This is a genomic window from Blastopirellula marina DSM 3645 (assembly GCF_000153105.1).
Lineage (GTDB): Bacteria > Planctomycetota > Planctomycetia > Pirellulales > Pirellulaceae > Blastopirellula > Blastopirellula marina.
In genome coordinates, this window is record NZ_CH672377.1 from 1799929 (window position 1) to 1816050 (window position 16122).

Consider the following 16122-nt stretch of genomic DNA (forward strand, 5'->3'; position numbering starts at 1 on the left):
TCAATTATAGGCGAAATCTCCGTTCGGGGGAGGATGCCGTCCGCCCGCGCTGCTGCAAATCGCCGAGACAAGAGTACTGTCGCGCGATCCCATGCATCGCCAAAGTCCCCCTAGCCAAACGGGGGCGAGCCCAAACGGCTTCGATCATCTGGCGATCAATACCTGGGCGACACCGTTTATCTGGCGTCTTCCAGAGTTTTCTCCAGGTCGGTTTTCAGCGAACGCATGTAGGCTCGCCACTGGCCGTCTAGGGCCTGCTTGTCTTTGCCAAAGACTTGGTCAAACACCTGTTGCAACTCCTCCGGCTGGGCATGGCTCGCTTTGGGAAGCTTGCCCAGTTCGCGATAATACTCGACCAGCTTGTCAAAGTGCTTTTCCATCAGAAAGTGGGTGAAGGCCCACGCTTGGCCATAGGCGTGCAGCGTCGCAAAGTTGTTGGACGAGCGGGTAAAGATTTGATCCGACGCGATAAAATCGATGTTGGAAACGCTCCGCAGGGGCGCAAGTTCTCGGTACCATTCCAATCGTTCAGAGTTCACCGCGCCAATCCCGCTCCAAGCCGCTTGCTTGGGAGATTCAAAGTAGGTGGCCAGACCTTCGGCGACCCACACCGGAATCGGTGAGTCGGCCGGCATCAGTCCTGTGTTGGCGGCCAGTTGGTGAGTCGCTTCGTGGCTGACGACTTCGATGTCGAGATTCTCGCGTTTCACTTCAATCAACAGACTCAGCGTATCGGCGAAGCGAATTACCTCGGCCATTCCCCGGATCTTGCGACGGACAATCTCGTCTCGCTCGGATTGGATCTGCTTGTTCAGAAGATTAAGCACCTCGAACGACTCGTCGGTTCCCTGATCGTAAAAGACGGCCACATTGTCAATTCGATGATAGAACCCGGCCGCCGACGCCAGATCGGGGCCCAGGAGATTCACGAACTGCAGGTACTCGGTGTGCTCGGCGAAGAGCACCACCATCAACAGTTTGTCAGGCACTTCTAGTTCGACCCCTTCCAGGCAGAACTTCATCAGGAAGCTTGCATAGACCGTTTCTAGCAGCGTGAGCCGTTCCTCGGCGCGCGTCATCCCAGTGCGCTCATCCTTTTTGCTAGAGGTGTCGTGCAACAACAAAAAATGCTTGCTGCGGAGGAATTTCATATCGGCGCGGTTCTTGGTGAAGTCCCGCATGATCTTTTCCTGCGCCGGATCGATCGGGATCGGCTTGTCGACCGCCTGTTTTAGTTCGACCAGCTTCTTCACGCGATCGTCTTGGGGATCAATTTCCCATGCTGCTTTGCAGGCCTGGTAAAAGAGATCGAGCTTGCCGATCTTCAACGCATGCTGGGCCGCAGCGAGACAACCGGCCAGATCGCCGGCCGCTTTGGCCGAACTCAACTCATTGACGGCTTGCGACTGAACGGAACGAACTTTGTAGATCTTGACGTCCGCGGCGCTCATGTACAGATTGCCGAACTTCGAATGCCGGAAGGTGACATTCGCGCCTGGATTGACGGTGGCGCGGCCTTGGAGAATAAAGACCAAACTCGTTCCGGGTACGTTGTACAGAACAAGGTCCGCTATGGATTGCGAGACGCAAGCGAACCCCAGCAGCAGCCCCAACAGGCCTCGAATCATCATGACAATCTCTCGGAACAAAGACGAACGACGGGTGGGGCGTGAATCACCCAAATTATGCACTGTATGTCCGGCGAGGGCAAAATCATCCTGGGGGAAGTTTGGCGAAATCGCCAGCCCGATTGCTCTAGTTCTGGCCTGTCGGCCGAGAGAATCCGGAACAAGTCACCTCGCATGCAGCACTCGCTTCGAGAAATTCCGCTGCTTCTCCCTGGACACAAGTCATGCTCTGAGAAGGACTTGGCGCAGCGACGCTAATGCGGGATCGCACCCAGCTGGCCACCATCCAGCTGGCCACCATAGTGAATGTTGCATTCGAGACCTCTGATCGGCAAATTTCGCCCTCAATTGCGAAAACGGGGCATAATAAGTAGCAGAGCAAACCCGCTAGCAACGTCGGTCGCTGATCCACGTTGACCCCGATTACACGCCGCTCTAGAATCCGCGCCCTAGGCGCGGCTCGCGTCTTCCTTTCCCTGCAACTACTTACGGTCACTGATGATCGCACCAGTCCATCCGCCTGACGCCGAGAGCGACATTGCGAAACGCCGTTTTGCGTTGCCGGCCTGGCTGATGTCGATGCTGGTCCATACGTCGGTCATCGTCGTATTGGCGATCACTATTCGCTCGGCGCCGCGCGGCGCCGCGAGCGAACCCAGTCGTAGCGGCGGCATTGTCCTGGCCGAGCGCTCCGATGGCCGGACCGACTACGTCGACGGCGATCAAAACGACGCCGCCGAGTCGGCTAATGCGCCGTCGACCGCCGAAGCGGCCATGTCCGAAAGCTTGCCGTCGGCCGACCAACCGCCGTTAGATATGACCGGCTTTCTACCGACCGGCGAGGGCGGAGAAACCAACGGTTCCGACATGAGCGGCCTCCCCAGCGCCAGCGGCTTGACCGGTGGCGGAGGAGGTTCGAAGGCAGGCATCGACGGCGCCGGCACGACACGCGTGTTTGGGATCGAAGGGACCGGCAGCAAGTTCGCCTACGTCTTTGATCGTTCCGGCAGCATGGGCAACTCGGCAGGCCGCCCGCTGGCCGCCGCCAAAAGCGAGCTGCTGGCAAGCCTGCGCGAGCTCGACAAGCTGCATCAATTTCAAATCATCTTCTATAACGAAGAACCACGCGTCTTTAATCCGTTGGGCGGAACGCCGCGGCTGATGTTCGCCGACGAACAAGGTAAAGCCCTGGCCGAGCAATTTGTGGGCAGCATTGTCGCGACCGGCGGCACGCAGCATCTCAAGGCGCTGTACATGGCGCTCGCGATGAGCCCCGATGTGATCTTCTTTTTGACCGACGCTGACGGCTCACCCAGCGAAGAAGAGATGGCCGACATCCGCCGTCGCAACCGGAGCGCCGTGATCAACACGATCGAGTTTGGGGTCGGCCCTTGGGATGGTCGCCGCAACTTTCTCGTTCGCCTGGCCGAAGAAAACGGTGGACAGCACGTTTACGTCGACACCTCCAAGTTGAGGGCGCGCCGTTGAACCCGTTTCGCTTGATTTCATTCGCGCTGCTGTTGGTCAGCGGCAGCGCCGCCGCCGAAGATCGCGTCTACCTGCGGCACGCGGCCGACTCACGCGCGCCGGAAGTTTATGTCGGCGACGTGAACGACTACACCGGCGAAACTTTGAGGATGACCACTCTAAGCGGTCGACAGATCGAGATTCCCGCCGCCAAAGTGGCGCAGGTCGATTCGGATTGGCCCGCAATAATGCGTCAGGCGCAAGCCCTTGTCGCCCAAAACAAATTCGCCGAAGCCGAGATCGCGTTCCAAGAAGCCTATCGCGGCGAAATGCGATCATGGGTCAAACGTATGTTGATCGCCGAGATGGCCCGCTGCCGACGCAATCTCGGTCGCAACGATGCCGCTGGCGACGCCTTTTTGGCGTTGGTCGCATCGGATCCTTACACGCCGTATCTCGATGCGATGCCGCTGGCCTGGAAGACCGGCGAGCCTGACGTCAACTTGCATCGTGCGGCGCTCGCATGGCTTGAGAAAACCGATTCGCCCCACGCCCAACTGATGGGAGCCAGCTTTTTGCTCAGCGCCGCCGAACGGAGTCAGGCGATCGCGGCGCTGCAACAACTGCGCAGCACCGCTCCTGCCGAGTTGGCTTTGCTGGCCGAAATGCAACTGTGGCGCACCGAACCGCCGACGCTGCAAACGTCCGACCGAATCGCCGAGCGCCGCTCAAAGATCGAGCGTTTGCCGCGGAGCGTGCAAAGCGGCCCACGACTATTGCTAGGAGACGCGCTTGCCCGCGACGAACAGTCGGAACCTGCGGCGCTCGAATACCTGCGGATCCCGATCCTCGACAACGTCGACCGACCGCTCGCGGCCGAAGCGCTGTTGCGGGCCGGCAAACAACTAGAATTATTGGGGCGCCCGGTGCAAGCCAAGCGTCTCTATCGCGAAATCATTACTGACTACACCGCCGCCAATGCGATCGCCCGAGAGGCTTCCGCACGCATGGAACAAGCAGGCGGCGCCTCGCCGTAAGGAGACGAACTTGGCGAATATGACGCGAATCATGATCTGGTCCCTCGCGCTGACGTTGATCGGCGGCGGCTACTGGTTCACCACGCAGCAACCCTCGACCGCAACCAGGCTACTGGCGCAAGACGCCAACACGCCGCCGGGCGCTGCGCCAATCGAAAGTTCGCCCAGTCCACCGCCGCAAGGGACCGGCTTTATCGACATTTTGCTTTCCGGCGGGATCGTCGGCAATTTGATCATGCTGCTGTTGCTCGCGCTCTCGTTGACCGCGGCTTACCTGGTGTTTGAACACGCAATGGCGATTCGCCACAAAGAGCTCTCGCCGCCGGGGCTGGCCGATGAAGTCCGCGAACAGTTGATCGCCGGCAACGTGAAGGAAGCGGAGAAGGTTTGCCATACGCATCCCAGCTTTCTGTCGTTTGTGTTGTTAAGCGGAATCGCCGAACTCGACAGCGGTTGGACCGGCGTCGAGAAGGCGCTTGAAGATTCCGTTGCGGAGCAATCCGCACGGCTCTTTCGCAAGATCGAGTATCTCTCGGTGATCGGCAACATCGCGCCGATGGTCGGTCTGCTGGGGACGGTGACCGGGATGATTTTCGCCTTCCAGCAAGTCGCCAGCACGCAAGGCGCCGCCGGCGCGGCCGATCTGGCGGAAGGAATTTATCAAGCGCTGGTCACCACGGTCGGCGGACTGCTGGTCGCGATTCCTTCGCTCGGCGCCTTCGCCGTGTTTCGCAACTGGGTCGACGAGCTGGTCGCGGAATGCGCTTATGAAGCGCAGCAGGTCTTTACGCCGCTCAAGCGTCGCCGGCGTCAAGCGGCCGCGCCCACGCAGGGAGGCCGCAGCGGATGAAAGTCCACGCCAACCTGAGGCCAGGACAATTCGACTTCAACATGACGCCGATGATCGACGTCGTCTTTTTGTTGATCATTTTCTTTCTTGTCTCCAGCCATTTAGCGAAACAAGAAAGTCAATTGCCGTTGCCGCTGCCGACCGCGGAAACCGGCGCCGAGATCATCGACGACGAACGTCCGCGCGTGGTCGTCAACGTCGAGAAAGATGGTCGCGTCTTGTTGGCGGGCAAGCCCGTGACGCTGGAAGAGATCGGCCAGCGACTCGAGTTTCAGCGCAGTCAATCCGGCGACGATCTGGAAGTTCGCATCCGCTGCGATCGTGATGTCGCCTACGAACATGTGAAACCAATCATGCTGGCCGCCGCCGAAGCCGGCGTCTGGAATGTGAACTTCGCGGTGATTCGCAGGGAGGATGCTCGCTGATGCGCCGCTCTTCTCCCTATGTCGATCGCCAGAGTTTGCAGATTTCGATGACGCCGATGATCGACGTCGTCTTCCTGCTGCTGGTCTTCTTTTTGTGGACCGCCAGCTTTCAGGTCGTCGAGTATTCGCTCCCCAGCAACATTACGCCGCCGATGGGAACCGGCGCCAACGTCCAACCACCTCCTGAGATGGCCGACTTCGAGCAAGTGGTCGTCCGCCTGACCAAAGAAGGGGGACGTTTGATCTGGAAGGTGAACGATCAACCCCGTTTTCAGTTGCCTGAGGTGCGCCAATTGATGCAGACGTTGGCCTCGATCAAGAACGACGTGCCGCTGGTCATTGACGCCGATGGGCCGGTCGGAGTCGGCGACGTAATCGATATTTATGACATGGCCCGTGAGCTGAATTTCCAAGACATCCAATTCGCCGTCGACGCGAAAAACTGATCGTTCGTCATGCCGCCTAAACCGACAATCTGCACGCTCCTCGGACTGACGCTGCTGCTTTGCGCTGGCCGTCTCTGGGGCGACGAATCGGCCGACGTGCAGATGGTCGCCGGACTGCGGCAAAGGCAATTGTTCGCCTTGGCCGAAAAATACGCCGCCGAGCGATTGGTCGCGACAGACCAGGATCCGGTCGAGCGCAGCGTGTTGGCCGGCGAGTTGATTCGCACCTTCGCCGCGCATGCGCTCAATTCGCCCACCGGTGATCGCAATCGTTGGTGGACCGCCGCCCAGAGCGTGCCGACCGAGTACGCCAAACAGTTTGGGGACGATCCGCGACAAATTATCGTTGAAGCCCAAAGCGCTCTCGCGATGCTCGCCCAGGCCGAGCAAATTCGGCAGGAGTCCGAGCTTGGCGCCGCGGGAGCCGAGTCGGTCGAGCAGACGCGATTGCTATTGCGCAAGTCGATCGCGCGCTTAGAAGGTTTACTCGCCGAAGCAAAACGTCTGACGATCGCCGCCGATCTGCAGCGCGGCGCAGCGGGACTGTCGGGCGAAGAGCTGACCGGGCTGTCGCGCAATATACAGTTTGAATTGGCCCGCGCGTTCGAGAATCAGGCGCTCACCTATCCGCCGGAAAGTCTCGATCGGATCAACTCGCTGACCCAAGTTTTGTCGACGCTCGACCCGCTGACCAAGTTGGGCGACTCGTCGCCGATTACGTGGCCCAGTCGTCTGGCCGAGATCCGAGCTTTGCGTCTGTTGCAAAAATACGCCGATGCGGAGAACGCGATCACGACGCTCGCAGCCGATAAGCCGCCGGCTGAGGTGCTCCTAAAAGCGAAGGCAGAGCAAATCAACTTGGCGCTCGACGCCGGGCAAGTCGACGTCGCGAAAACATTAGTCGATCAAGGACGTCAATTGAACGGCGTCACGTCTCCAGAGCTCGACTTCGCCTACTTTCAGACCTACGTGGCGCTTTGGCAAGCGGCGGCCAAAAATGGGGACGCCGCAGGCGCCAAATGGCAAGCGCAAGCTTCGGCCGTCATTCGCGATCTCGAACAACTTTACGGCGCCTATTGGGCGCGTCGCGCTGAACTGCTGTTGACGCAAAACGCTCAATCGGCCGGAACCAAAGACATCGATCTGCTGCAGCGAACGGCAGACGGATACTACCGCCGTGGGCAATATGTCGATGCGATCGCGACCTATGATCGTGCGGCTGCGGCCGCGGCGGAAGAAAAAGAGGGGGACCGCGAGTTTCAACTGCGACAGACCGCCGCGGCGGTCTTGGCCAAGCAACAGCGATATGCCGACGCCGCCAAACGGCTCCGGCAACTCGCGAATCTATTTCCGGCGCAAGAGACGGCAGGCGAAACTCACTTAACTTCCGCCTACTACCAATCGCTGGCGATGCGCGCCGATCCAAGCCTGGACGAGAAGACCTATGTCGATCAGTTGCGTGAACATCTGATCCGCTGGCCGACCAGCAAGACGGCCGATCGGGCGCGGCTCTGGTTGGCTCAGTATCAATTGGCCCGCGGCGACGCCGGCGACGCGATCGAAACGTTGCTGTCGATCCCGGCCAATTTTGACGAAGCGGAAGAAGCGGCGGTATTGGCGGCGGCGGCGATTCGGGACCATTTCTCCCAAGCCAGCGCCTCCGGAGAACTATCGCCGCGCGATGTCGCCAAAGTGCAAACGTTTCTCGAAGAGTATGCGCTGACCTCTCCATCGGCCCAGGCTCGCCGCACGGCCGCCGAAGCGCTGGCCGAACTGCTGCTGTTCTACGTGAAGAACGGCTATGCGACGGCGCAAACAACCATCCGCTTGACGCTGCAAGCCAACGCCGACGCTCCGATAAATTGGCGCAGTCGAATGCAGTCGCTGTTGGTCATCGCCTTAGCCGGCGGAGGCGACGAACAAGGCGCCGCCGCCGCATTGAACGACGTGAGCGGCGGAGAGCCGGAGAAACTGTTTCAAGTGATCGCCGCTCTGCAACAAATCAGCCGAACCGCCGGAGGCGACGCAAAATCGCAACTCGCCCGACTGCAGCTGCAAGCGATCAAACAGCTCAAGCCGCGGGCCCTGCAATTGCCGCCGCCGCAACAAGCGCAACTGCAGCAGTTCGAAGCCGAAGCGCTGGCCGCTTCTGGCAATCGTCATGCGGCCCTAGCTGAGATGCGCGCCGTCGCCCAAGCCCAGCCCAAGGATGTGGTGCTGCAAGTCGCGCTGGCCGAGCTGCTAGCCGCCGACGGCTCGGCCGCCGAACGTCGCGAAGCTTTAAATATTTGGCGTTTGATCGGCGCCAGGATGAGCCAACCGCAATCGGATCGCTGGTATCAAGCAAAGTACGAAACGGCCCGCCTGCAGATCACGCTGGGCGAGAACGCGGAAGCGGCGAAGCTGCTGAAGTATCTGCAAACGCTCTACCCTGATCTCGGCGGCCCCCAGTGGAAGCCGAGATTTGAGAAGTTAATTTCTACCGCGGGCTAAGCGGTGAACGACCTTCGTTAGAAGCCGGGGTCGTCTCCCAGCGCCGCAGGATCGTAGGTCTTAACGTGCCGTTTGAGCGGCCCCTCCAATTCGATAATCAGCGAATCGGTCGGACCATCGATCGTGACGTTTAATCCTGACGTAGCAAACTCTTGGTACTTTTTAGGAATCAGAGAGATCGGATTTCCGCCGGCGCCGGTTGCATTTACCGATACCGTGACTTCGTGTTCGCCAACCAGAACGCCATCCCCCGCTTCATTGGTCGAGAGCGTGAAAGCGCCGTTGCTGGGATCAATCTTACCGATCGCCGCGCGGCCTGCGCGCGGTTGGAAGGTAATAAAACCAACTTCGCCGGCCGCCATCGGCGCGCCATCCAGCCGCACTGTACCGGAAACCGGAACAATTATTTCACCCCGCTCGCCGCACCCAGCGAGAATTACAAAACCGACGCCGATCATTGCGGCAAAATGTGCTTGAATCATTCGAAGCTCCTTTTTCCCGCTTAGTACGATTTTACTTTTCCAGAATCACGACGCCCCAAGTTGCGATAGACCGTGAGATTGATCGTCTCAGGGATGAACTTGACCGAACCGTCGCCGAACCCAAAATTCGCTCCGCCAGGATGGCGACTCGCAAATGCGGCGTTCAAATCGTGGTCGTACGGCTTATGAACTTCCCCCATTCCCGGCAACGTGTTTACCGGATTCCGCGTGGAACGAAGCGAATCGAGCAAGCGAGAGCCGATCGCCCAGCGATTGGAGCTGGTCGGCTTATCGCCGTCGACCACTTCGCCGATGACAAACAGATTGCTCAAGCCGTCGGTCGCATCCGAGATTTTTCGAGAGTCGCGGTAGATGAACAAACCGCTGTTATCCCACTTCACTTTCGCACCGATCCCTTGATCGGGACCATAGTGGCCCGAGCAAAACGCATAGCTCGAGGTCGCCCACTCCTTGCCGCTTAGTGTGACCGACGGCGGCATGATCGAACTCGGGCAGACGAACGCATCGGGCCGCTGCGAAAGCACCGTGCTAGGCAGATTGCCGGGAAACGCACTGCCGGGTCCATAGGGAGCGAACTGATCGTACAGCGCCCCTTGCTCAATCTGCGGCAGCATCAACACAAAGCCGCTCGTGCTTGGTCCCGACTTAGGATCGCAAGCGCCATCGCAACCAACGCGGCCGGTCGGAAAAACCAGGAACGAGGACTCGTAGTTATGTAGCGCAAGCACAAGCTGTTTGATGTTGTTTGTGCAGGACATCCGGCGAGCCGCTTCGCGAGCTTGCTGAACCGCAGGCAATAATAGAGCGATCAAGACGCCGATGATGGCGATCACCACCAACAGCTCCACCAGCGTAAAAGCGTTTTTTTTGTCCATATCTAGGCCTAAGGGATAAGATGGGATCGTAGAAAAATAGAAGGCTCGAATTATTACGCCTCCGAACGACCCTGGATAGACAAAAGTCTCTATATCTATGCATTTTTTAGCGCAAACCCCTCATTAGTTCCGTGCTTGCGCAAAAAAAAGCGAGCGCCGAAAGTGCCGGCGCCCGCCAAAGGTGGGTTGAGAATGGTTGTATTGGAACTATTTCGCCATCCGCTTGCTCTCTTCGGTTGCGGTCGGAAAGTCATCCGGGATCGGCTGCGTCACCGCGCCGGTGGCCGCCCATTCGGCGCCGCGGCACAGCGTGGTGATAAAACCGACGCACTCCATCGAATACTCGGCGTGCCCCATCGGCGTGTGAAAGACGCGCCCGTCGCCATACTGAATGGTCATCAACATCGGTTCGTGCCGGCCGCTCCCTCCCTTGCCTGGCTCGGCGTAGGCAGTCGCGAGGATGTGCATATTCTCTCCGGGGCCGCGGAGCAGGTCGTAGAGTTCGTCTTGGCTGTGCATCCAGGCCTTTGGCATCCCCTTGGTGATCGGGTGCTCGGCGTCGCGCACGACAATCTGAAAGGGATGTTGCGCGCCATGATGGCCGCCGGAGCCGGGATCGGTGTTGCGGACGACCTCTCCTTCTTGGCCGTAATAGACGTAGGGGCCTGACTTCTCGTTGCGGCCGCCCCAGCCGCCGAGTCCAATCATGCGGTTGTACTGCTCCCAATTGCCAAACGCATTGTCGGCGGCATGAATCACCACAAAGCCGCCGCCGTTTTTCACGTACTCCACAAACGCTTCCTGCGTCGCTTTCGGCCAGGACTGACCGTTGTAGTTGCTAATCACAACGTCGTAATCTTTAAACTGCGGCGCAAAACCTTCCGTCGACTTCGGCTCGGTCGTCGCGACATCGACCGTAAACAGACCAGTTTCGATCAGATCCGCTTTCATCATCTGCGTCGTCTTGGGCCAGACGCCGTGGTTGTTTTGACCATCGACGATCAGCGCTTTTAATTTTGCGTCGGCGGCAAAGCTCGGCGCCGCCAGCGCCAGCAGGCAAACAAAGGTGCAGAACATGCGCATGAGGGAAACTCCGAAGTGCAGGAGGGGGAAGGGGGATAGTATTGGAACACGCGTCGCTTAGCGTCGCGAACGTTTGTAACGGATGTTGCAACCAATCGCGATCGTCTCGGTCTTTTGGGGGCGTTCTCCCTTCAGCGCGGCGTCGATCGCAAGGCGCACATAATTGGTCTGCGCCTTGTCGGCGTCGGTCGAATCGTCGAGGGCGCCCATGTAGACGATCTCACGATTTTTGTTCAGCACAAAGAACTCCGGCGTACGCGTCGCCCCAAATTGCTTACCGCTCTGTTGCGACGTATCGGCCAAGTAGGCGAAGGCGAACTTTTTCTCGGCGGCGCGCTCTTTCATCGCTTCCAAGGAATCTTCTTCCACCAAATTGCAATTAATCGCAACGACGGCGACGCGGCTATCGGCCGCCGCATACGGCGCAGCGAGTTGATTTAGTCGATCTTCGTAGTCGACGGCGTAAGGACACGTATTGCAGGTAAAAGCAACGACGACGACCTCTTTGGCTTGCAGATCAGCTAGCGAGTGCTTTTGCCCATCTACGCCTGGCAGATCTTGCCAGACAGGCGCTTTGTCGCCGATGTTTTTGACGGGGTTAAACTCGCCGGCCGTCAGCAACGTGGTCAGACCAAATAGCGCGACGAGAGTCCAGAGTCGTGAGCGCATTTTCCACTGTGGGGTTAGAGATCGAGGGACGTATCGTTCTTTCTAGTTTAACGAGCCGCGGCCCAGATTTCACCTTGAATGGAGGGGACCAAGAAAAACAAAGGCCGTCCCCAGGACAGGACGGCCTTTGTCAGCAACGGGCGACACTCGCAACAAACGACTCGAAGTTATTCTCTCTGCTGTTTTGTAGGGAGGATGGCCGACGACGACCGAAATCGCCGCCGACCATCCGGCAGGACACGTCCCGTATTAATCCAATGTGATCTCATACACCAATTGCGGCGGCGGAACTTTGGCCGCGATCTGTCCAAACGCGTCCAACAATTGCTGCTCCATTTCGGCCACCGTCGCTCCGCCGGGGACCGCGATATGAACGCCGCCGCAAGCGAACGCGATCGCCGTCATCAAGCTGCGATCGGCGTCCAAGCCGACGCTCATCGTATGGATGGTCACGTCCAGCTTATGAGCCTGGACCGCTTCATAGAAAGCGTATTGCTTCGAGCGATCACTAGTGCTGTAGTCCGCATTTCCATCCCCATCGAAGTCGGTGTAGTCGGCCCAATTCCAGTTGTACGGCAGGCTCCACCTGTTGGGATAGCGATTCGCCTGGCCGTCGGTCATCACCACCATCGTCGGCCGAGCTCCATGCCGCGAATGTTCGGTTAGCAGCTCACTCGCCTCTTTCACGCCGTATCCCATGCCGGTGTATGAACCGTAGTGGCCTGACTGCTTGTGCCGCTGAATCAAGTCGAGGGTATCGTAGTCTTCGCTGATGTTGTTCCCTCCAAGCGTCGCGTACTCGCCGTGCTCGTCCAGCGTATGTTCGACGCGGGCGCTTTCGTCGTACGAGACGATGCCGACTTCGTCGCCAAAGTCGAGGTCATCCAAAAACGAAAGGAACAATGTGAAGCCGTTCTTCACCGCGTGAAACGGATAGTGGGGCGCCTTCCAGAGATCTTGGGTCTGCCAAGAGTTGTACTTTTTCGCCAGCCAATAGTTGGCCAGCGTAACGCCGCCGTACATGTTGCGATAGTCGGCCGAACGGACATCGTTGTCATTGCGGCAATAGTTGATATAGTCATCCCAACTGCCGGACGCATAAGGGTAGGGAACGTGATTAAGCCCGAACGCATTTTTCACGGCGCTGTTGGTGTCTTCAAAGCGCTCGCCATAACCAGAACCTTCACCGCTGCTGTTGCAACCCGATTTGACCCAGGCTTTGGTGATCACGCGATTGTAGTTGCCGCCGTTCCCCTGAAAGGTCCCGGTCTTCCCTTGATTGAGATTGTCGTACTTGTATTTATTGCCGTTATCAAACTGCAGCACGACGTTCGACAGATCTTTTGACGATTTCACGTAGATCTCCGTTCCTTTGAACGTGACCTGAACTTGCGAATCGCAGCCGCTTGTCGGCGCCGCGCCGACCACGGTCAGATAGGTCGGGTCGAGCGGCAAACTGCCGACGTTGGGACTCATCGACGTAAAGATGTCTCGCAAGTTTTGCGTCACCGCATCATTGCCCAAGCGATTGATCGCTTTGAACTGGCTGTCGTCATTCATCGAGCCCGAGAAGTCGAGCACGACCACCATATCGCGAGCTTCGACAAAGCTGGTCGCGGAAGTAACCAGCGGAATCGAAGGGACGCCGACCGCCCAACCAAACGCCAACGGCACGCGGCCGTCAGGAGCTTCCAGGTTCGGCTGATCGCGATGGGCTTCGACCTTCACCACGTTATAGGGGCCGGTCGTCCAATCATACGCCCACTCGCCGCTGCCGGGATCATAGGTCCGCTTGCCGAACACGATATCGCGATCCGCGTTGAGATAAACGCCGTTGGCCGCGGCGACGTCGACCGCCATTTGTTTGGCGAACGAAATCGAGATCGAGTTGGGGTCGCCGCCGCTATCGCCTGCTTGAGCGACGGCCGAAGTGATCTCTTGCGAAGCGGCCAAGGCCGCGGCGTCCACCGCGTTTTGCATTCGGGTTTGTTCCAGCGAAATCAACCCAGTGTCGATGCCGAACGAAATGAATCCGAACAAGACGACCATCACGACGGCGGCCAACACGACGAAGATGCCCTTGCGAGCCGAACGTCGATTGGTCAAGTTGCAGGCGAAACAAGGCATAGCGAAATTCTCCCCAGATCTGGCGTTTTCAAAAGGTCGTCGCGACAGCGCGATCACTGGACAATCGTGCTCTTGCTATTGCGAAACACGACCTTGCTCACCAATTTCAATTGGTTCTCGTTGTCGTTATGCGTTGAAGTCAACGGACTCAGCGGCGCCTCGATGCGCAGTTCAAACAGTTGGAAGTCATTCGCGGGATCATCTAGATCAAACGTGTTGCCTGGATCGTCAGGAAACTCGATAAAGACGTCGACATCCTCTGGGTCAAATCCAGCGGCGGCCAACGTGTTGCGTACGTCTTGCGTGATTTTGTTGTTGGACTGAATCCCTTGCGCCACCCAGTCCGCACGGTCCATAGCGCCCAAGCGAGCGCCGTCTCGGGCCGCTTGCGCCATCACTGAGTGGGAGTCAAACAGCTTGCTGCCTTGGATCAGGCCGATGACCATCGTCAAAAACAGCGGCGCTACGACGGCGAATTCTACGGTCGCAGTTCCGCGACGATTGGCGACTTGTTTTTGGCGAAAGCGTACCATCGGCTTTTCTCCCTTCCTACAACTTGTGTTTTGCTGTGACGTAACCGGTTATTCGTGCCGCGTGATCGATTGGCCCCCCAAAATCGCGTTCGCCGACCAGGGCTGCGGCAAGATGGTGACGTCTCCGTAACGTACCGTCGCGCGGATCAGAAACATCTGGCGCGACTCGGCGTCGGACAATTCGATATCGGGCAAGTCAGCCCAATCATCGGAACTGGCGGGAAGATCGCCGCCGTCATCAAAGAAACTAGCGTCTTTGACCTGGATGGTCACCGCATTCGTGTTGACGGCGGATTTCATTTGGTTGCGTGCGTAGGCGACCACTTCTTCGGTCGTCGCTCCGCTCGCCGCGCCCCAGCGGGCCGCGTTTCGACATCCATTTTTCAGGACGTTCGATACCATCGTCGCATGGCCGAACTCCATGATCGCGAATACAAACAGGAAGAACACCGGCAATACCAAAGCGGTTTCTACCAAAGTTGCGCCGCGGCGATCGGCAGTTCGTACTTTGCGTACTCGTAGCATGCGGCGTGCGTCTTTACGAAAAGTGGATCGCCGAGAAAGGCCGGCGAACAAGGACAAGGAATCGAGCGAGATAAGGTGCGCCGACAGCCAAAACGGCCGCCAACAGAAACGTAGTTCAAAACGCCGGCGAGAGTCGCCGAAGAATGGAGAATTCTTGATAGATTTCCGGCTGCATCGATCGTAGCGATTGTGCGGCCTGTCTGATTGCTAGAACGGGAGCAATGCCTCGAAAAACAGGCAACCAGCAAGAAATGAAAAACGGCGCCCACCCCTAGCGGACGCCGTTGGCTCATCGTCAGTTCTTTTCGACGCGGCCTTAACCAACCTTTTTCAGGAAGGAGACGCGTCCGCCGACAACCCATTCGGCCAGGTAGATATTGCCATCCGCGTCAAACGTCGCGTCGTGCGGATGGACAAACTTGCCGGCGACCCATTTGTCGCGCTGCGACCGGATGCGACGACCATTCGCGTTGACCGTCTTCCGCCAGGCCGGATCGTCATCCAGATAAGTAATAACGTGGTTCTCCTTGTCGAGCAGCGTCAGCCGCGAATCCAACTCGCCAACCAACATCACGTCTCCCTGCACGTCGAGCGACGAAGGATAAACCAAGTTGTCGACGTAGCTCAAATGCTCGCCATCCAGCGTAAAATATTGCAGGCGATTGTTGGCCCGATCGGTCACCGCCAACGACGGCTCACGACCAGGACGCGTATCGACGTACAAACCGTGCGGACAATTCAGCTCGCCTGGCTTGGTTCCGCGACCTCCCCAACTCCGAACCCAATTCGCATCGGCGTCATACTGGTGGACATAGTGCGAACCATATCCGTCCCCCACATAAAAGCCGCCGCTCGGCGCCAGCGCGATATTGGTCGGGCAATACCCGTTCGCATCTTTGTACTTGCCTGACTGCTCAGGAAAACCTTTCTTCCAAACGACTTCGCCCTGCAGATCGAGCTTGGCGATCTGGCGATTCTTGACGTCGCACAGGTAAAGAAACTCTTGCCCCTCTTCGGACCGCAGTTCCAGCCCATGTCCGCCGCCGTGAAACTCTTTGCCGAACGAACGCACGCATTTGCCAGCGGCGTCAAATGCGACGATTGCGTCCATCGCTTCGCCAGCGGGACTTTGATGCGTGATATAAATGAGGCCCGACTTATCGATCGCGACGCCGTGCGTCGCGCCCCACTGGATGCTGCTGGGAAGTTCGCCCCAATAGTGATGACATTCGTAGGTATGCTCTCCCGAACCAACGCGCACCGGCGCCGAGCTTGATTTGTTTTCGGCACGCAGAAACAAAGGAGTCGCCGCAACCGTAGCGGCGGCGGCAGTCGTTTGGAGAAATTGTCGTCGGGTCGGCGAAGCCATGCGGCGGGAACCTTATCTGAGACTAAACTAGGAAGGCGTTTGCGTTAGCGGTAAGCCAGAAACTCTGTACGCAATCTCTTCATTTTACGAGA

At 58.3% G+C, this 16122-nt stretch carries 15 protein-coding genes; 6 read left to right on the forward strand and 9 right to left on the reverse strand.

The window, feature by feature from the left end; genetic code table 11:
- Positions 1 to 176: 176 nt before the first annotated feature.
- Positions 177 to 1631, reverse strand: a complete 1455-nt coding sequence (locus DSM3645_RS26535) for a DUF1570 domain-containing protein (RefSeq protein ID WP_002655755.1) — start codon at positions 1629 to 1631, stop codon at positions 177 to 179.
- A gap of 495 nt (positions 1632 to 2126) precedes the next feature.
- Here DSM3645_RS26535 and DSM3645_RS26540 point away from each other — a divergent pair, with 495 nt between their 5' ends.
- From DSM3645_RS26540 to DSM3645_RS26565, 6 genes are read left to right on the forward strand one after another with little or no spacing between them, the layout of a single operon-like run.
- Positions 2127 to 3116, forward strand: a complete 990-nt coding sequence (locus tag DSM3645_RS26540; RefSeq protein ID WP_002655756.1) for a hypothetical protein — start codon at positions 2127 to 2129, stop codon at positions 3114 to 3116.
- The gene (locus DSM3645_RS26545) at positions 3113 to 4132 is read left to right on the forward strand and encodes a tetratricopeptide repeat protein (protein ID WP_002655757.1); all 1020 of its coding nucleotides are present in this window, start codon (positions 3113 to 3115) and stop codon (positions 4130 to 4132) included. The genes DSM3645_RS26540 and DSM3645_RS26545 overlap by 4 nt, the downstream gene beginning before the upstream one ends.
- A gap of 19 nt (positions 4133 to 4151) precedes the next feature.
- Complete coding sequence (locus DSM3645_RS26550) at positions 4152 to 4982, forward strand: MotA/TolQ/ExbB proton channel family protein (RefSeq protein ID WP_237564961.1); 831 nt, start codon at positions 4152 to 4154, stop codon at positions 4980 to 4982.
- On the forward strand, positions 4979 to 5407 hold the full coding sequence (locus DSM3645_RS26555; protein WP_002655759.1) for an ExbD/TolR family protein: 429 nt from the start codon (positions 4979 to 4981) through the stop codon (positions 5405 to 5407). The genes DSM3645_RS26550 and DSM3645_RS26555 overlap by 4 nt, the downstream gene beginning before the upstream one ends.
- The gene (locus DSM3645_RS26560; RefSeq protein ID WP_002655760.1) at positions 5407 to 5853 is read left to right on the forward strand and encodes an ExbD/TolR family protein; all 447 of its coding nucleotides are present in this window, start codon (positions 5407 to 5409) and stop codon (positions 5851 to 5853) included. The genes DSM3645_RS26555 and DSM3645_RS26560 overlap by 1 nt, the downstream gene beginning before the upstream one ends.
- A gap of 9 nt (positions 5854 to 5862) precedes the next feature.
- Positions 5863 to 8346: a hypothetical protein gene (locus DSM3645_RS26565; protein WP_002655761.1), complete on the forward strand. Its 2484-nt coding sequence runs from the start codon at positions 5863 to 5865 to the stop codon at positions 8344 to 8346.
- A gap of 17 nt (positions 8347 to 8363) precedes the next feature.
- Here the strand turns inward: DSM3645_RS26565 and DSM3645_RS29065 are convergent, their stop codons facing one another.
- The 8 genes from DSM3645_RS29065 to DSM3645_RS26605 form a co-directional block, all read right to left on the reverse strand.
- Positions 8364 to 8828, reverse strand: coding sequence for a hypothetical protein (locus tag DSM3645_RS29065; protein WP_050769513.1), 465 nt, complete (start codon positions 8826 to 8828; stop codon positions 8364 to 8366).
- A 20-nt stretch (positions 8829 to 8848) separates the two neighbouring features.
- A complete protein-coding gene (locus DSM3645_RS26575) occupies positions 8849 to 9724 on the reverse strand; it encodes a DUF1559 domain-containing protein (RefSeq protein WP_002655763.1) in 876 nt (291 codons plus the stop codon).
- A gap of 207 nt (positions 9725 to 9931) precedes the next feature.
- The gene (locus DSM3645_RS26580; RefSeq protein ID WP_002655764.1) at positions 9932 to 10807 is read right to left on the reverse strand and encodes a ThuA domain-containing protein; all 876 of its coding nucleotides are present in this window, start codon (positions 10805 to 10807) and stop codon (positions 9932 to 9934) included.
- A 57-nt stretch (positions 10808 to 10864) separates the two neighbouring features.
- Entirely contained in the window at positions 10865 to 11476 is a 612-nt protein-coding gene (locus tag DSM3645_RS26585; RefSeq protein WP_002655765.1) for a thioredoxin family protein, read from the reverse strand.
- 249 nt (positions 11477 to 11725) lie between these two features.
- Positions 11726 to 13603 carry a vWA domain-containing protein gene (locus tag DSM3645_RS26590; protein ID WP_002655766.1) on the reverse strand — a complete coding sequence of 626 codons (1878 nt, stop codon included), beginning with the start codon at positions 13601 to 13603 and terminating at the stop codon, positions 11726 to 11728.
- Positions 13604 to 13656: 53 nt separating this feature from the next.
- Complete coding sequence (locus DSM3645_RS29070) at positions 13657 to 14136, reverse strand: TadE/TadG family type IV pilus assembly protein (protein WP_002655767.1); 480 nt, start codon at positions 14134 to 14136, stop codon at positions 13657 to 13659.
- Positions 14137 to 14184: 48 nt separating this feature from the next.
- Positions 14185 to 14661 carry a TadE/TadG family type IV pilus assembly protein gene (locus DSM3645_RS29075; protein ID WP_081445021.1) on the reverse strand — a complete coding sequence of 159 codons (477 nt, stop codon included), beginning with the start codon at positions 14659 to 14661 and terminating at the stop codon, positions 14185 to 14187.
- A gap of 316 nt (positions 14662 to 14977) precedes the next feature.
- Positions 14978 to 16030 carry a twin-arginine translocation signal domain-containing protein gene (locus tag DSM3645_RS26605; RefSeq protein ID WP_002655770.1) on the reverse strand — a complete coding sequence of 351 codons (1053 nt, stop codon included), beginning with the start codon at positions 16028 to 16030 and terminating at the stop codon, positions 14978 to 14980.
- Positions 16031 to 16122: the final 92 nt, after the last annotated feature.